Genomic DNA, 15,864 nt, shown 5'->3' with positions numbered 1-15,864 from the left:
CAGCCCTCTTCAGCCTTGTTCCGGACGCCGCCCGCCGCGCTTTGCCACCGCCGCGCAACAGGCGAATTCTTCACTTTTGGCGCTCAAAATACTGCGTTAAGCTTATACATAAACCCAACTTGCCACTTATTGTGGGCAAAGACGCGGTGAGATACAACCGAACCGCCCCCATGTAGGGTCAATTCTTACTGTGACAACAGGAGTCAACCGTGGTGCCATTTTTTGATAAATCACAAACCGTCGATAAGGCAAGCGCGCTGCCTGGCCGCACCACGCCAATGCCTGTCGCAACGCTCAACGTGGTCACCGAACACTCGATGACCCAGGTGCCGGCAGGCATGGAAGTGGCGATCTTCGCCATGGGCTGTTTCTGGGGCGTTGAGCGCCTATTCTGGCAGCAGCCGGGCGTCTACAGCACCGCCGCCGGCTACAGCGGCGGCTACACGCCGAACCCGACCTACCGCGAAGTGTGCAGCGGCCAGACCGGCCACGCCGAAGTGGTACGCGTGGTGTTCGATCCGCAGGTCGTCAGCTACAAACAGCTGCTGCAGGTATTCTGGGAAAATCACGATCCGGCGCAGGGCATGCGCCAGGGCGGCGACGTCGGCACCCAGTACCGCTCGGCGATTTACACGCTGAGCCCGGAGCAGCAGGCCGAGGCGGAAAGCAGCCTGCAGCGCTTCCAGCAGGCGATGGGCGCGGCGGGCGACAAGCGCGTCATCACTACCGAGATCGCGCCGGCGCTGCCGTTCTATTACGCGGAGGACGATCATCAGCAGTACCTGTTCAAGAATCCGGAAGGCTACTGCGGGCTGGGTGGCATCGGCGTTTGCCTGCCGCCGCAGGGCTAATCCGATGCCGGCCGGCGGCACTTTTTTAACCGCTGGCGGCCCCTGTGGGGCAACTGCTATACTATGCGGGCCGCTTCTGCGGCCCGATAGCTTCCCTTCTGGTTGTTATCGCTGCTTTTTTTACTATGTACTACCCTTCCTCAAGAGCGCCGGCATCCCGTCGGCACGTATGGATAGATTATGTTAAACAGTATTTTACTGATTCTTTTTCTGATCGCGGTGAGTGCGTTCTTCTCACTGTCGGAAATCTCTCTGGCCGCCTCGCGCAAGATCAAACTGAAGCTGATGGCGGACGAAGGCAACATCAACGCCGCCAGAGTGCTTAAACTGCAAGAAACCCCAGGCATCTTCTTCACCGTGGTGCAGATCGGCCTGAACGCCGTGGCCATCCTCGGCGGTATCGTCGGCGATGCGGCTTTTTCTCCCACTTTCAAGGTGTTGTTCGATCGTTTCCTGTCGCCCGAACTGGCGGAACAGGTCAGCTTCATCTGCTCCTTCGTGCTGGTGACCAGCCTGTTTATCCTGTTCGCCGATTTGACCCCGAAGCGCATCGGTATGATTGCACCAGAGACGGTCGCCGTCCGGATCATCAACCCGATGCGTTTCTCCATCATGATCTTCCGCCCGCTGGTGTGGTTCTTCAACGGCATGGCCAACCTGATCTTCCGCATGTTCAAGCTGCCGATGGTGCGTAAGGACGACATCACCTCCGACGACATCTACGCAGTGGTGGAAGCCGGCGCCCTGGCGGGTGTGCTGCGCAAGCAGGAACACGAGCTGATTGAAAACGTGTTCGAACTGGAATCGCGCACCGTGCCGTCTTCGATGACCTCGCGTGAAAGCGTGGTGTACTTCGACCTGCGCGAAAGCGAAGAGAGCATCAAGGAGAAGGTCTCGACCCATCCGCACTCCAAGTTCCTGGTGTGCGACGGCCATATCGATCAGGTGGTCGGCTACGTCGATTCCAAAGACCTGCTGAACCGCGTGCTGGGCAACCAGAGCCTGGTGCTGAGCAGCGGCGTGCAGATCCGCTCGGCGCTGATCGTGCCGGATACGCTGACGCTGTCCGAAGCGTTGGAAAGCTTCAAGACCGCCGGCGAAGACTTCGCGGTGATCCTCAATGAATATGCGTTGGTGGTGGGCATCATCACCCTTAACGACGTGATGACCACGCTGATGGGCGATCTGGTTGGCCAAGGCCAGGAAGAGCAGATCGTGGCGCGCGACGAAAGCTCATGGCTGATTGAAGGCGGCACGCCGATCGACGACGTGATGCGCGTGCTGGACATCGACGAGTTCCCGCAGGCGGGCAACTACGAGACCATCGGCGGCTTTATGATGTATATGCTGCGCAAGATCCCGAAACGCACCGACTTCGTCAAATACGCCGGCTACAAGTTCGAAGTGGTGGATATCGACAGCTACAAGATAGACCAGCTGCTGGTCACCCGGCTGAGCGACAAACCGGCGGCGGTACTGCCGAAAGCCCCGGAAGACACCCCGGCGGCTTGACGCCAGCCGGCAAAAACATCAGCGGCCCCATCGGGGCCGCATTTTTTTTACCGCTGTCAGCGCAGTGTTCAGCCAAACTCGGCCTGCAACAGCAGCACCTGGCGGTTTACTTCAGACATCACGCTGAAATGGCGCTTGTCACGAATCTTCGGCGGCAGGATTTTCCCCTCGTCGAATTCAAATGCGCCCACGTCCTTGATATACAGCCTTCCGCGAAACAGGGTCTTAACGTACTTTGCCACTTTCAAAGGGTTATAACGCTGGAAGATTCTCATTCTTTTACGCTCCTCCCGTTGATCCATGCGCTCAGCGAGCCGCCAAAGGTGGCAGCCTCGAAATTCAGAACGCAACTTGATTGCATGTAGTAGACCCAGTAAAGACCAGAACGTTCACTTCTGCCCGGTGATCTACGCTGGATTTACACTTTTTGACAGAATTGTATATGATAATTTATAACGTTTTCAGTATATCCCTTCAAAATCTGATGATTAGCGAACCAAGGGAAAATCTGCGATCCGGTTAACAGGACAGACCTCTTATCACATCCTATGCTTTAGGCTGTCGAAGTGCTGTCGCACAAATTCCACTCATTACAAGGAGAAAGCATGAAAACAAGTCGCATGCTGATGGTATCCCTGCTGCTCGCCCCGCTTTTCGCTTCCGCGCACAACTTCCAGCTCCAGCAGCGCGTAGCGCCGGTCGGCGTCAGCGACAAAGGAGAGCTCAATTACGCTGACGGTAATTTTAGCTACCAGAACTGGAACAGCGCGCAGCTCAGTGGAAAAGTGCGAGTGATACAACATATTGCCGGCCGCAGCTCCGCCAAAGACATGAACGACCCACTGATTGAAGCGATCAAGAAGGCGAAGCTACCACACGATCGTTACCAAACGACGACAATCGTCAACACCGACGATGCCCTGATGGGCACCGCGATGTTCGTGCGCAGCAGCATTGAGGACAGCAAGAAGGAGTTCCCGTGGTCGCAGTTTATCGTCGACAGCGACGGCAACGTGCGCAAAGCCTGGGATCTGCAGCCGAAAGGCTCAGCTATTGTGGTGCTGGATAAGCAAGGGCGCATTCAGTTCGCCAAAGACGGCGCGCTGACGCCGGAAGAGGTGCAGCAGGTGATGTCCAAGCTGCACCAGCTGTTGGCGAACTAACTCAGAACAGCGACACCCGGAAGCCGGGGTTGAGGAAAGATTCACGCGGGGTATAGAGCAACGGCTTGCCCTGCCAATCGTGAATTTGCGCCCCGGCGGCCACCGCCACCGCATGTCCTGCGGCGGTATCCCAAATGTTGGTCGGCCCGAAGCGCGGATAGAGCTGCGCCTTGCCTTCCGCCACCAGGCAGAACTTCAGCGAGGAGCCGACGGACACGGTCTGGTGCTCACCCAGCTGCTGCAAATAGTCTTTCAGTTCGTCGTCGATATGCGAGCGGCTCACCACCACCAGCGGCGGATGCGCGTTGCTGACGCCGATCGCCTGCCGCACGCCCTTCTCTTCTTTCCAGGCCTTGCCGCGCTCCGCCAGATACAGCACGTCGATCGCCGGGGCGTACACCACCCCCATCACCGCCTGCCCGTCTTCAATCAGGGCGATATTGACCGTGAACTCACCGTTGCGGTGCAAGAACTCTTTGGTGCCGTCCAACGGATCGACCAGCCAGTAGCGCGTCCAGTTGCGGCGTTCTTCCCACGCCGGCGGATCTTCTTCCGACAGCAGCGGCACCTCGGGCGTCAGCGCCGCCAGGCCGCGCTTGATGATGTGATGCGCCGCCAGATCGGCCGCCGTCACCGGTGAATCATCTTTTTTCTGTGCGACATCAAGCGGTTGTTCACCGTCGTACACCGCCATGATCGCCGCCCCCGCCTCGCGGGACAGTTGGCAAATTCGCTCTAACATCATGCACCTCAACTCTGCATCTCCGTGGGAAATTTCCCCCTGTCTCTGCTAGCAGACTAGTTTTTTTTACGCCGAATATCCATCTCAACCGGCTAACCCCCGGGAATTCCTCAGATCTTGTTGGGCACAACTGTGAACTTCCCCGCGTTACCCGCCGCCGTTTTCTGCCACACTTCACAGTTTGCTGTGGCAAGCAATGTTAATTACATTTCCCTCTGCGATAACACTCGAATAATGGAATGGAGAGAGCCCAAAATGATGAAGCATCCCCTGACGCTGTCCGCGCTTGCGCTGCTGGTGTGCGCCTCGGCGCAGGCGGCCACCGTCGACCTGCGCGTGCTGGAAACCACCGACCTGCACAGCAACATGATGGACTTCGATTACTACAAGGACACGCCGACCGATAAATTCGGTCTGGTGCGCACCGCCAGCCTGATCCAGCAGGCGCGCCAACAGGCCGCCAACGCGGTGTTGGTGGACAACGGCGACATCATTCAGGGCAGCCCGCTCGGCGACTACATGGCGGCCAAGGGGCTGAAACCGGGCGACGTGCATCCGGTCTATAAGGCGATGAATACGCTGAACTATGTGGTCGGCAACATCGGCAACCATGAATTCAACTACGGGCTGGACTACCTGAAGAACGCCATCGCCGGCGCCAAGTTCCCGTATATCAACGCCAACGTCATCGACGCCAAAACGCAAAAACCGCTGTTCACGCCGTACATCATCGTCGATACGCCGGTGAAAGACCGCGACGGCAAGGCGCATACGCTGCGCATCGGCTACATCGGCTTCGTGCCGCCGCAGATCCTGGTGTGGGACAAGGCTAACCTGCAGGGCAAGGTGACGGTGGACGACATCACCGCCACCGCCAAACGCTACGTGCCGGAAATGCGTAAACAGGGCGCCGATCTGGTGGTGGCGATCCCGCATTCCGGGCTGTCCAGCGAGCCTTACAAGGCAATGGCGGAAAACTCGGTCTACTACCTCAGCCAGGTACCGGGCATCGACGCCATCATGTTCGGCCACGCCCATGCGGTGTTCCCGAGCAAGGACTTCGCCAATATCAAAGGCGCGGATATCGATAAGGGCCTGCTGAACGGCGTACCGGCGGTGATGCCGGGCCAATGGGGCGATCATCTCGGCGTGGTCGACCTGCAGCTCAACAACGATAGCGGTAGCTGGAAAGTGACCGCCGCCAAAGCGGAAGCACGGCCGATCTACGACAAAGAGAACAAGAAATCGCTGGCGGCGGAAGACGCCGCGCTGGTGAAAGTGTTGGCGGACGATCACAAGGGCACGCGCGAGTTCGTCAGCCAGCCGATCGGCAAATCCGACGGCAACATGTACAGCTACCTGGCGCTGGTGCAGGACGATCCGACGGTGCAGATCGTCAACAATGCGCAGAAGGCCTACGTTGAACATTACATTCAGGGCGATCCGGATCTGGCCGATCTGCCGGTGCTGTCGGCGGCGGCGCCGTTCAAGGTCGGCGGCCGCAAGAACGATCCGGCCAGCTTCGTCGAAGTGGAAAAGGGCCAACTCACCTTCCGCAACGCCGCCGATATCTATCTCTACCCCAATACCCTGGTGGTGGTGAAGGCCAGCGGCAAAGAGGTGAAAGAGTGGCTGGAGTGCTCCGCCGGCCAGTTCAACCAGATCGACGTCAACAGCGCCAAGCCGCAGGGCTTGATCAACTGGGACGGCTTCCGCACCTATAACTTCGACGTGATCGACGGCGTCAATTACCAGATCGACGTCAGCCAGCCGGCGCGCTACGACGGTGAATGCCAGCTGATCAACGATAAGGCGGAGCGCATCAAGCAGTTGACCTTCAACGGCAAGCCGATCGATCCGAACGCCACCTTCCTGGTCGCCACCAACAACTACCGCGCCTACGGCGGCAAATTTGCCGGCACCGGCGACAAACACATCGCCTTCGCTTCGCCGGATGAGAACCGTTCAGTGCTGGCGGCCTACATCAGCGCCGAAACCCAGCGGCACGGTGCGGTGCATCCGCAGGCGGACAACAACTGGCGTTTGGCGACCTTCAGCAGCCAGCAGCCGCTGGATATCCGCTTCGAGACCTCGCCGTCGGACAAAGCGACGGCGTTTATCAAAGAGCACGCTCAATATCCGATGACCGCCGAGGGCAATGACCGCATCGGCTTCGCGGTGTATCGCATCGATCTTAGCGCGAAATAATCACCCGGCCGGGGTCCCCAGCCCCGGCCACCTTCTCTTCGATTTTCCCGCTGGCGCGCCCTTTAAATTGCATTTAAAATGCATGTTATAAGATTCCTTCGTTTAAAGAGGCACTACCATGGATTACCGCAATCAATCCCTTGGCGCGCTCGCTATCGCCATTCCCCGTGCATCCCGTCTGTTTCGCCAGCATCAGCTGGATTTCTGCTGCGGCGGCCGGCAATCGCTGGCACGCGCCGCCGAGCGCAAAGGGTTAGATATCGACAGGCTGGAAAACGAACTGGCCGCCCTGGCCGCCACGCCGGAGCCAAGCCGGGACTGGCGCACGGCGCCGCTCGGTGAGGTGATCGACTACATTCTGCCACGCTTTCATCAGCGGCACCGCGAGCAGCTGGCAGAACTGGTGCTGATGGCGGAAAAGGTCGAACGCGTGCACGGCGACAAGCCCAGCTGCCCGCGCGGGTTGGCGAAGCAGCTGAACCTGATCCGCCTGGATCTGGAGAATCACATGATGAAAGAGGAGCAGATCCTGTTCCCGCTGATCAAACAGGGCATGGGGCCGCAGGCCTCCGGACCGATCTCGGTGATGGAGCATGAACATGACGAGGCGGGTGAGCAGTTGGAAGTGGTGAAGTTCCTCACCGATAACGTCACGCCGCCGGAGGGCGCCTGCACCACCTGGCGAGCGCTGTACACCGGCATCGACGAGTTCATCGGCGATCTGATGGAGCACATCAGCCTGGAAAACAATCTGCTGTTCCCGCGCGCGCTGCGCTGCGCATAAAATAAGGGCGCCACGAAGGCGCCCAGAGCAATCCTCGGTGGGATTACAGGATTTCCAGCAGCTCGACGTCGAACACCAGCGCGCTGAACGGCGGGATGGACGCGCCAGCGCCACGCTCGCCATAAGCCAGGTTGTGCGGGATATACAGCTGCCATTTGGAGCCGACCGGCATCAGGGTCAGCGCTTCGATCCAGCCTGGGATCACGCCGCTGACCGGGAATTCTGCTGGCTGGCCGCGCTCGACCGAGCTGTCGAACACGTCGCCGTTGATCAGACGACCGGTGTAGTGCACACGCACGCGGTCCTGACGGGACGGGATCGGGCCGTTGCCCTGCTCCAGCACGGAGAACTGCAGGCCGGACTCGGTCAGCGTCACGTCGTCGCGCTTGGCGTTGTCGTCCAGGAATTTCTGGCCTTCAACGGCCATCGCCTGCTGGCGCTCGCGGCGCACCGCGTCCGCACGCTCGTGGATTTCACGCAGCGCACGGTGCACCACGTCTACCGGAACCGCCGGGGCATTCCCTTCCAGCGCGTCACGCAGACCCGCCAGCAAAGCTTCCGGTTGCAAACCTTCCAGCCCGGACTCTTGCAGCTGCTGGCCGACCTGTAAACCAATCCCGTAACTTGCTTGCGCTTCAACGCTGTCAAAAGAAGGGGTTGTCATGGGGTTTTCCTTAAGTCTGTAAAAAGTCGAAAGCGCAGCATAACAGCGCGTCAATGCCGGGTAAAATCTTGTGTGGAGAATGATGACTTTTGTCGTAGAAAAAGAAACAATAACCTTCTGTTAACGCCCGCAGCCGCAAACCGCGGCTCTGCCGCTCAGCTGCCTTTCGCTTCAATCAGTTAGCGGACTATACTGAAAGCAGGATATCGGGCAGGCGAGGCGCTTGCCGCGCCGCGCTAATTACTACGCCGTCGAAGAGAGGTCACCATGGGCAGAATCGCGCCCAGGAGAAGGAAAACCACCCGCATCTACCAGCCGCTGCTGCGCACCTGGCTGAATGTCAGCCAGCGCCTGAAACCGGGCGCCGCACCCACGTCTGAAGGCGCGGAACCGCCATCGGAGCCACCGCCGGCCAACGACAAAATGCAGCAGGTCAAAGCGCTGCTGGCCAAAGTCTGGCATCTGCCGGACGGTTTCCATTGGATGGAGCCACTGCCCTACTTCCACCGCCGCTGGGTGCTGATCTTCGGCATCATCCTGCTGCTGGCCCTGCTGTGGCCGTACTCGCCCGAAAGACAGCCGTTCCCGGTTTCCCAGCAGGAAACCAGCGTGCCGCTGCAGGCCGATCTGCAAAACGGCGGCACCACGTCTGCCAACGAACCAACGCCGGCGGGCAACTGGCACCGTTATCAGATCCAGCCCGGCCAGACCCTGGCCCAGCTGTTTCGCGACAACAATCTGCCGGTGAATGAAGTGTTCGCCATGGCGCAGGTGGAAGGCGGCGACAAGCCGCTGAGCAACATGAAAGCCGGCCAGGAAGTGCGCATCGAACGCGACGCCAACGGCGTGATTAACGCGCTGTCGGTTACCACGGTGGACAACAGCCAGGCGCTGTTCCGCCGCCAGGCCGACGGCAGCTACCGCCGGGAACGCTAATCCCTACAGCTGCGCCAGCAAAAACTCGCGCAGCACCACGCCCTGGTTGTGCTCGGTATCTTTGCTGCCATACAGCAGCGTCAGCGTTTGCCCCTGCCGTAACAGCGCCACCAGCGGCTGCCAGGCGTCGTTGGCCGCCAGCTGTTGGCGGTAACGCGCCTCGAAGACCGCCCACTGGTCGGTATGCTGATGGAACCACTTGCGCAGTTCGTCATCCGGCGCCACCTGTTTCAGCCACTGCACGCCCGTCAGCCGCGCCTTGCTGATGCCGCGCGGCCATAGCCTGTCTATCAGATAACAGTGTTCCGGCGCCGGCGCGCTGAAATCATAAACCCGCTGTAGCGTAATCTTTGCCATCGCACGCTCTCCTTTTCATCCCGTCTTCAAGCGTAGCGCGTTTTGCCGGGCGCAGAAAAGCAAAACGCCAGCGCGAGGCTGGCGTTTTAACCGGGTTAACAGCAGCGTAAATTACGCTTCTGCAACCACAACTACATTCAGCTGTGCGAACACGTCGCTGTGTACCTGGAAGTGCACTTCGTGCTCACCAGTGGTACGCAGAACGCCGTTCGGCAGACGAACTTCGCTCTTGGCAACTTCAACGCCTGCCGCAGTCACTGCGTCAGCGATGTCGCGGGTGCCGATAGAGCCGAACAGTTTACCTTCGTCGCCAGATTTGGAAGCGATGGTGACTGAACCCAGTTCGTTGATCTTGGTTGCGCGAGCTTCAGCAGCAGCCAGAACGTCAGCCAGTTTGGCTTCCAGTTCAGCACGGCGTGCTTCGAAGAACTCAACGTTTTTCTTGGTAGCAGGAACAGCTTTGCCCTGTGGTACCAGGAAGTTACGAGCGTAGCCCGCTTTAACGTTAACTTGATCACCCAGGCTGCCCAGGTTTGCTACTTTATCAAGCAGAATAACTTGCATTACCTTATCCTCTCAAAGTCGTTAATGGACAGTGGCCGATTACTGATGACGATCAGTGTACGGCAACAAAGACAGGTAGCGCGCGCGCTTGATAGCACGGGCCAGCTGGCGCTGATATTTTGCACGAGTACCGGTGATACGGCTCGGTACAATTTTACCACTTTCGGTGATGTAGTTTTTCAGCGTAGCGATGTCTTTATAGTCAATCTCTTGAACGCCTTCCGCGGTGAAACGGCAGAACTTGCGACGACGGAAATAACGTGCCATTTGGCTAGTCTCCAGAATCTATCAATTCAATCTGCTCGGCATGCAGAACCAATTTGCTCAGCCCGTTGCGCCCTTGATGGCAGCTTACAAAGCCTTGCACGGTAATCTGACTGCCGACCGTTAATCTTTGAGTTAGTGCTTGTGACTGTTGTCCGCTGACAACCACGGGCATTCGGCACCATGCTTGTCTGCTGAATCCGGCTTCCATCTGCTGCGAACGGTGCTCTAGCACAAATTGGCAGTGCGGTATCCCGGAAGGACTCACTTTTCGAACCGGTGCCTTGCACACAGTGCCCGACAAAACCAGACGATTAGCCGTCACGGCGGCAATTACTCTTCAGAATCCCCAGCATCTGCATCATCTGCGGTTTCGTTAGCGAAGTCTTCGCGGCGATCGCCACGACGTTCGTCTTTCGCTTTAACCATCGGAGATGCTTCAGTTACCGCGTGCTTAACGCGCATAACCATGCTGCGGATAACGGCGTCGTTGAAGCGGAAGTTAGTTTCCAGCTCATCGATCGCTTCCTGCGGCGCTTCAACGTTCAGCAGAACGTAGTGAGCTTTGTGCAGTTTGTTGATCGGATAAGCCAGCTGACGGCGGCCCCAGTCTTCCAGACGGTGAATCTGACCTTGCGCGTTAGTGATGGTAGCACTGTAACGCTCGATCATGCCCGGAACCTGTTCGCTTTGGTCAGGATGGACCATAAAAACGATTTCGTAATGACGCATCGAATTGCTCCTTACGGATTATTCAGCCTCCTGTCAGGGTCAACCGCGGCCCATGGAAGCAAGGAACGTGTTTAGTGTGCGGCTGAAAAATGACGCGTAATCATACTGACGCAGGGCGGGAAACTCAAGGACTGCGTGGGTTTTATTCGCGTTAATGCGAGGCGTTATGGGAAATAGCACGATTTGCTCGTGGGAGAACCTATGTACGCCGATCCATCGGTTTCAAAAATCTTTCAATGAAATCAGCGCTGAGTCACAAATCTATTTCACTTTTTTTGAAAGAGCTCATCAAAAGCCCCCGCTTTTTAATCCGCCGCAACGGACTAAAATTAACCATATCCGCCGCAGACAGCGCGACGAAAAAGATTTCAGGTTATTCAATGCAGATAAATGACTTTTTGCCGCAGCGACATTCGCTGTCAGGCCGTAACGGCAAAGGGTTAAGAGAGGCACTATGAAACGCATCATGCTCGCAACGGCGCTGGCCGCCCTGTTCTCCGCCAACGTAATGGCCGCAACGGAGATCACGTCGCACCAGGCCGATCAACGCCAGAGCGTCGGCTTCGTCACCCTGAACCAGAACGTGGTTTCGCCGGATGACGCCAGCAGCCAGGTCAGCAAAATCGCCGATCAACGCGGCGCAAGCTCTTATCGCATCATCGCCCTGCACGAACCGGGCGACAACAGCACGATGCACGTCAGCGCCGAGCTGTACCGCTAAAAACGCACGCCACGCCAGGGAAATCCCCAGGGCTTCATCAGAAAGCCCGTTCAGTCCGCACCGGAGCGCCGCCCATTGGGCGCTCCGCTTCCCTCATCACAGCTTGAGCAGCGCCGGCATGCTGAACGCCTTGCCCGGATTATGCAATTGCAGCGCCATCTGCAGATAATTTGTCCGCGTTTGCAACAGCTCGGCGCTGCCCGTCAGGGTCGCCCGCTGTTCGAACGAGAGCGTATCGGCCGCTGCGGCGTGAGTGGTTGCCGCTTTCGGCGCGGAGGCGAACAGCGCCGTCATGTTTTGCACCGTCTGCGCGGTGATGCGCGACAGCGGATTCGCCTGGTTTTGCCGCGCCTTGCCGTCGGCGGCCCCCAACATCTCGCTGAAGGCCGCTGAGTTAAGCTCGGCGCGCGCTTTCATCGTTCCCATTAAACCGGCCGTACTGCCGATGCTTTTTATCATGCCCTCTGCTCCTTGCTGCCCTGAAAGAATTCACGCAGACATTCTCCCCTTCATTCGGCCAAACGATGGCCGAAACAGCAGGCACAGAGCGGTGCAATTCCTGGCATCGCGCCCGGCGGAGCATTACAGTTCGCGGCGGAAGAAGTCGGCCGTGGCGGACAGCGCCAGCGGCGTGATGCGGTGCTTCACCCCCGGTTCGATGAGCGACGTCAAACGGCCGTCCGCGCCTTGCTGCCGCAGTTCAGCCGCCAAACGCAGGCTGTCCGCCGCCGGCACCACGTCGTCCGTCTCGCCGTGCCACAGCAGCAGCGGCCGCCCGGCGATCGCCGCCAAACGCCCTTCCAGCTCATACTCCGCCAGCACGGCCGTGCGCGCCGCAAACGCTGGCGGCGAGAGCGCCTCGCCCTCTTCGCCCAACGGCGGATACAGCGTTTGCGCCAGCGCACGGTAATAGCCGGAACCCATCAGGCTGGCGGCCGCCCGGATCCACAGGAAGCGCGCGAAGGCGCCAAGCGCGGTCATGCCCCCCATAGAGGCACCGGCGACGCCGATACGCCCGTCGGCAATCAGGCCGAGCCGCTCGAAATGCGCCTTGATCTGCGGCAGCTCGTCGATATTGCTGCGCAGGACCTCCCAAAACGTGGCCAGACGCCGCGCCTCATCGCCGTCGAACCGCTCGCCGTGCCGATCGGCATCCGGCAATATCACCCGAAAACCGGCGCGCGCCAGCGCATAGGCGAAGTAGGCGTACACCTCTTTCGACGAGGTATAGCCATGACAGAAGAACACCGTCGGCAAGGGCCGCTGATAGTGCCCTGCGGGGACGGCATGGATCACCGCAATATCGCCCGCCCGCTCGTCATGAATTTCGATCATCCGTTCATCCTCAACTCACCTGTTGGCATTCATCATGACAAACTTGCGCCAGCCAGCGTTAGCTCAATCTGTTCCAGCTTATATTGCGTTACACTGAAGCCATCGTACCGGCTCTTTCGAGGTCACCATGACGCTTGTCCGCACACTCATCGCCCTGACGCTGGCCGCACAGCTTTCCGCCTGCGGCATCATGACCACCACGCCGAAACCGCCGCCACCGCCCACCGCACAGGCGCAGGAGATCGTCCGCGCACAGACCGCCGAGCTGGTGAAGATAGGTACCGTCACCGCCGTGGTGCGCGGCAGCCCGATGGACGTGGAAGCGGAGATCCAGCGCAAGGCCACCGCCGCCGGCGCCCGGTATTACGTGATCATCATGAACAGCGAAACCATCGTGCCGGGCCAATGGTATTCCCAGGCGATCCTGTATCGGTAAGGCGGGGATTTTTTAAGCAGATTTACACTGGCTTTGCACAGGCTGAAGTAGGGTATTGCACACTGTCGGACAGCATACCGCATGTTGCGGGTGCGATTCAGGATCTGACGAAGGGGAACGCCATGAAACGCTCCACCGCACTCACCTCCCTCCTGCTTTCAGTGGGGCTGCTCAGCACCGGCGCACAGTCCGCCGAGCTGGCGCCCGCCGATCGCGTGACGCCGCTCAGTGAAATCGCCGAGATCACCTTTAACGATCTGCCCGGTTCACCACAGGAGGCGGAGCAGGCCATCGCTCGCACCGCCGGCCAACACGGCGCCAGCTATTACCGCATCCTGCGGATGGAAGAACAGGCGCACCCGCTTGGCTGGCGCGCCTCGGCCATCTTATACCTTTAGTAGCTCATGCAAGCCGCATTCAACACGCCGCCGCTCACGGAGACGCCCCCCAGGAAAATCCCGGCGGCCAGGTGGTTCGCTTCGATCTTGTCGCTGATGCGTGGCATGTAGATCTTCACGGCCGCGAACAGCAGCAGTTGCACCACCAGCGCCACTACGCCCCACAGCAGGTAATCCAGCAGGCTGATCGAGTTGATCGCCGCGCTGGCCAACGGGATCACATACCCCAGGCAAGCGCCGATGAAAGCAAAGGCGGCGGATTGATTATCGGCCTTGATCAGCGCCCATTCGTCGTGCGGAGTGATGCGGGTATAGACGAACAGAAACACCAAAATCATGGCGAAACCGCTGAAGAAATAAGAGGCGAACGCCGCCAACGCGCTGAGAATATCCATGTGCATTTTCCTGTCAGAGTGAGGCTGAATTAAAAAGGTTTTCGCCGCCGCGCGCCACCCTTTTCCCTAACCGCCGATAGCGCGGTTGAGCAGCAGTTCGCACACCTCGGCCGACAGCAGGCTCTCGCCGCGGTGATCCAGCGTCAGGTGGCACCAGGCGTCGGCTATCTGCGGGCTGGCATGCTGCAGCAGCTGCGCGGCACAGCACAGGTCGAACAGCTGCTGGGTCAGCAGCCGCCCCATCTCTTCACGCGGTTGCCGCACACGCTGCTGCCACTGCCGCCAGGCGTGATCGAACAAGCGATTCTGGCCGCGCACCGGCTGCAGCTCGAACTGCAGCATTTCGAGCGCGCCCGGCAGCTTGTGCAGGCTGCGCAACACGTCCAGACACATGATGTTGCCGGAACCTTCCCAGATGCTGTTGACCGGCATCTCGCGATACAGGCGCGGCAGCTCGCTCTCTTCGCAGTAGCCGATACCGCCCAGCACCTCCATCGCCTCGGCGATGAACGGCATGCCCTGGCGACAGATGCTGTATTTGGCCGCCGGGGTCAGCAGGCGGCTGTAGATCAGTTCGCCCTCATTGCTGCGGCTTTCCCAGGCGCGGGCCAGCCGGAACAGCAACGCGGTATGCCCTTCCAGCCGCAGCGCCATGCGCGCCAGAACCTGGCGCATCAGCGGTTGTTCGATCAGGAGCTTGCCGAACGCCTGCCGTTGCAGCGCATGATACAGCGCCACCGACAGCCCGCGGCGCATCAGGCCGTGGCTGCCGAGCGAGCAGTCGAAACGGGTCAGGCCGCCCATCTTCAGGATATGCCGCACGCCGTCACCCTCATCCCCCAACAGCCAGGCGGTGGCGTCCTGAAACTCCACTTCGCTGCTGGCGTTGGAGCGGTTACCCAGCTTGTCTTTCAATCGCTCCAGGCGAATGGCGTTGCGGCTGCCGTCCGGCAAAATGCGCGGCAGGAAGAAACAGGACAACCCTCCTTCGGCCTGCGCCAGCACCAGGTGCGCATCGCTCTGCGGCACCGAGAAGAACCACTTGTGCCCCACCAGCCGGTAGGCTTCACCCGGCCCGCGCGCGCCGAGCGGCGCGGCGGTAGTGGTATTGCTCAAAACGTCGGAACCACCCTGCTTCTCCGTCATGCCCATGCCGATCAGCAGGCCGCGCTTTTGCCCGCCCGGCAGCAGGTGAGCGTCATAACGATCCGACAGCAGCGGCGTCAGCCAGGAGCGAAACTCGGCCGGCAACGCCTGCAGCAACAGCGGCGTGGCGCCGAAGGTCATGGTCACCGGGCACAGCGTGCCGGCCTCGACCTGCGCATGCAGCATAAAGCGCGCGGCGCGCGCCACGAAGGAACCGATGCGCGCATCCTCCTGCCAGGGCAGGTTGTGCACCCGGTTGGCGATCAGCCCCTGCATCAGGATATGCCAGGCGGGGTGAAAGCGAACGTCGTCCAGCCGCTGGCCGGTGGCGTCGTAGCGCAGCAGCTCCGGCGGGTTGGCGTTAGCCAGGCGCCCCAGTTCCAGCGACTCCTGGGTGCCAAGCTGCTGGCCCAGCGAAGCCAATACCTCGGCGTCCCAGCCGCCCTGCTCGCGCTGCAACGCTTCGCGCAGCGGCGTATCGGAGAGAAACAGGTTGCTGTTGCCCAGCGGCTTGGGTTGGTTAAAAACGGTGTGCGTAGTCCAGACCATGAGAGTGCTCCCTGAGAAAAGCGTCAGGAGTAAGTATGGTCGGCGCAGAGATTTCTGCCGAAGGCGGGATCACAAGAGGGGGAATTAACGGGGGCTCAGGGCCCCCG

General features: G+C 59.7%; 22 protein-coding genes. 10 read left to right on the top strand and 12 right to left on the bottom strand.

Annotation, left to right across the window (positions count from 1 at the left end; genetic code table 11):
* Window positions 1–212 precede the first annotated feature (212 nt).
* Entirely contained in the window at window positions 213–851 is a 639-nt protein-coding gene (gene msrA, locus QOL81_RS12455; RefSeq protein WP_086581134.1) for a peptide-methionine (S)-S-oxide reductase MsrA, read from the top strand.
* A gap of 180 nt (window positions 852–1,031) precedes the next feature.
* Window positions 1,032–2,363, top strand: a complete 1,332-nt coding sequence (gene paeA, locus QOL81_RS12450; protein ID WP_049270169.1) for a polyamine export protein PaeA — start codon at window positions 1,032–1,034, stop codon at window positions 2,361–2,363.
* Window positions 2,364–2,431: 68 nt separating this feature from the next.
* Here paeA and QOL81_RS12445 read toward each other — a convergent pair whose 3' ends face one another.
* A complete protein-coding gene (locus QOL81_RS12445; RefSeq protein WP_019453363.1) occupies window positions 2,432–2,638 on the bottom strand; it encodes a DUF1107 domain-containing protein in 207 nt (68 codons plus the stop codon).
* A 330-nt stretch (window positions 2,639–2,968) separates the two neighbouring features.
* On the opposite strand from QOL81_RS12445, the gene QOL81_RS12440 reads away from it, so the two are divergent.
* The gene (locus QOL81_RS12440; protein ID WP_025159587.1) at window positions 2,969–3,526 is read left to right on the top strand and encodes a YtfJ family protein; all 558 of its coding nucleotides are present in this window, start codon (window positions 2,969–2,971) and stop codon (window positions 3,524–3,526) included.
* A 1-nt stretch (window position 3,527) separates the two neighbouring features.
* Here QOL81_RS12440 and cysQ read toward each other — a convergent pair whose 3' ends face one another.
* Window positions 3,528–4,268, bottom strand: coding sequence for a 3'(2'),5'-bisphosphate nucleotidase CysQ (gene cysQ, locus QOL81_RS12435; protein WP_033644177.1), 741 nt, complete (start codon window positions 4,266–4,268; stop codon window positions 3,528–3,530).
* A 255-nt stretch (window positions 4,269–4,523) separates the two neighbouring features.
* Here cysQ and QOL81_RS12430 point away from each other — a divergent pair, with 255 nt between their 5' ends.
* Both QOL81_RS12430 and ytfE read left to right on the top strand, forming a co-directional pair.
* Window positions 4,524–6,476, top strand: a complete 1,953-nt coding sequence (locus QOL81_RS12430) for a bifunctional 2',3'-cyclic-nucleotide 2'-phosphodiesterase/3'-nucleotidase (RefSeq protein WP_283439857.1) — start codon at window positions 4,524–4,526, stop codon at window positions 6,474–6,476.
* Window positions 6,477–6,594: 118 nt separating this feature from the next.
* Window positions 6,595–7,260 carry an iron-sulfur cluster repair protein YtfE gene (gene ytfE / locus QOL81_RS12425; RefSeq protein WP_283439856.1) on the top strand — a complete coding sequence of 222 codons (666 nt, stop codon included), beginning with the start codon at window positions 6,595–6,597 and terminating at the stop codon, window positions 7,258–7,260.
* 43 nt (window positions 7,261–7,303) lie between these two features.
* On the opposite strand, the gene bamJ is transcribed toward ytfE, so the two are convergent.
* A complete protein-coding gene (gene bamJ / locus QOL81_RS12420; protein WP_004933618.1) occupies window positions 7,304–7,924 on the bottom strand; it encodes a BamJ family beta-barrel-assembly machinery protein in 621 nt (206 codons plus the stop codon).
* A 267-nt stretch (window positions 7,925–8,191) separates the two neighbouring features.
* On the opposite strand from bamJ, the gene QOL81_RS12415 reads away from it, so the two are divergent.
* Window positions 8,192–8,860, top strand: a complete 669-nt coding sequence (locus QOL81_RS12415; RefSeq protein ID WP_070913670.1) for an OapA family protein — start codon at window positions 8,192–8,194, stop codon at window positions 8,858–8,860.
* A gap of 3 nt (window positions 8,861–8,863) precedes the next feature.
* Here QOL81_RS12415 and QOL81_RS12410 read toward each other — a convergent pair whose 3' ends face one another.
* The 5 genes from QOL81_RS12410 to rpsF all read right to left on the bottom strand — a co-directional run bounded on the left by QOL81_RS12410 (window position 8,864) and on the right by rpsF (window position 10,777).
* Window positions 8,864–9,217 carry a DUF488 domain-containing protein gene (locus QOL81_RS12410; RefSeq protein ID WP_047569644.1) on the bottom strand — a complete coding sequence of 118 codons (354 nt, stop codon included), beginning with the start codon at window positions 9,215–9,217 and terminating at the stop codon, window positions 8,864–8,866.
* A gap of 111 nt (window positions 9,218–9,328) precedes the next feature.
* Window positions 9,329–9,781: a 50S ribosomal protein L9 gene (gene rplI / locus QOL81_RS12405; protein ID WP_004933629.1), complete on the bottom strand. Its 453-nt coding sequence runs from the start codon at window positions 9,779–9,781 to the stop codon at window positions 9,329–9,331.
* 39 nt (window positions 9,782–9,820) lie between these two features.
* Window positions 9,821–10,048 carry a 30S ribosomal protein S18 gene (gene rpsR, locus QOL81_RS12400; protein WP_000135199.1) on the bottom strand — a complete coding sequence of 76 codons (228 nt, stop codon included), beginning with the start codon at window positions 10,046–10,048 and terminating at the stop codon, window positions 9,821–9,823.
* Window positions 10,049–10,052: 4 nt separating this feature from the next.
* Window positions 10,053–10,370: a primosomal replication protein N gene (priB, locus tag QOL81_RS12395; RefSeq protein ID WP_049233092.1), complete on the bottom strand. Its 318-nt coding sequence runs from the start codon at window positions 10,368–10,370 to the stop codon at window positions 10,053–10,055.
* 8 nt (window positions 10,371–10,378) lie between these two features.
* On the bottom strand, window positions 10,379–10,777 hold the full coding sequence (rpsF, locus tag QOL81_RS12390; protein ID WP_004933634.1) for a 30S ribosomal protein S6: 399 nt from the start codon (window positions 10,775–10,777) through the stop codon (window positions 10,379–10,381).
* A gap of 236 nt (window positions 10,778–11,013) precedes the next feature.
* Between rpsF and QOL81_RS12385 the strand changes: the two genes are divergently transcribed.
* On the top strand, window positions 11,014–11,235 hold the full coding sequence (locus QOL81_RS12385) for a hypothetical protein (RefSeq protein ID WP_139159281.1): 222 nt from the start codon (window positions 11,014–11,016) through the stop codon (window positions 11,233–11,235).
* Entirely contained in the window at window positions 11,232–11,498 is a 267-nt protein-coding gene (locus QOL81_RS12380; protein ID WP_070913668.1) for a YdgH/BhsA/McbA family protein, read from the top strand. The genes QOL81_RS12385 and QOL81_RS12380 overlap by 4 nt, the downstream gene beginning before the upstream one ends.
* A 96-nt stretch (window positions 11,499–11,594) precedes the next feature.
* Here QOL81_RS12380 and QOL81_RS12375 read toward each other — a convergent pair whose 3' ends face one another.
* Entirely contained in the window at window positions 11,595–11,957 is a 363-nt protein-coding gene (locus QOL81_RS12375) for a hypothetical protein (protein WP_064290815.1), read from the bottom strand.
* Between the two features lie 123 nt (window positions 11,958–12,080).
* Window positions 12,081–12,833, bottom strand: a complete 753-nt coding sequence (gene yjfP, locus QOL81_RS12370) for an esterase (protein WP_283439855.1) — start codon at window positions 12,831–12,833, stop codon at window positions 12,081–12,083.
* Between the two features lie 127 nt (window positions 12,834–12,960).
* On the opposite strand from yjfP, the gene bsmA reads away from it, so the two are divergent.
* Both bsmA and QOL81_RS12360 read left to right on the top strand, forming a co-directional pair.
* Window positions 12,961–13,269: a biofilm peroxide resistance protein BsmA gene (bsmA, locus tag QOL81_RS12365; protein ID WP_038879199.1), complete on the top strand. Its 309-nt coding sequence runs from the start codon at window positions 12,961–12,963 to the stop codon at window positions 13,267–13,269.
* Between the two features lie 122 nt (window positions 13,270–13,391).
* A complete protein-coding gene (locus tag QOL81_RS12360) occupies window positions 13,392–13,667 on the top strand; it encodes a YdgH/BhsA/McbA family protein (protein WP_033638652.1) in 276 nt (91 codons plus the stop codon).
* On the opposite strand, the gene QOL81_RS12355 is transcribed toward QOL81_RS12360, so the two are convergent.
* Both QOL81_RS12355 and QOL81_RS12350 read right to left on the bottom strand, forming a co-directional pair.
* Window positions 13,664–14,062 carry a DUF350 domain-containing protein gene (locus QOL81_RS12355; RefSeq protein ID WP_015376394.1) on the bottom strand — a complete coding sequence of 133 codons (399 nt, stop codon included), beginning with the start codon at window positions 14,060–14,062 and terminating at the stop codon, window positions 13,664–13,666. The genes QOL81_RS12360 and QOL81_RS12355 overlap by 4 nt on opposite strands.
* Window positions 14,063–14,128: 66 nt before the next feature.
* Entirely contained in the window at window positions 14,129–15,757 is a 1,629-nt protein-coding gene (locus QOL81_RS12350; protein ID WP_060421896.1) for an isovaleryl-CoA dehydrogenase, read from the bottom strand.
* Window positions 15,758–15,864: the final 107 nt, after the last annotated feature.

This window comes from Serratia sp. CC22-02, from assembly GCF_900182895.1.
GTDB classification, from domain to species: Bacteria; Pseudomonadota; Gammaproteobacteria; order Enterobacterales; family Enterobacteriaceae; genus Serratia; species Serratia nevei.
This window is presented reverse-complemented; position numbering and strand designations above follow the sequence as displayed.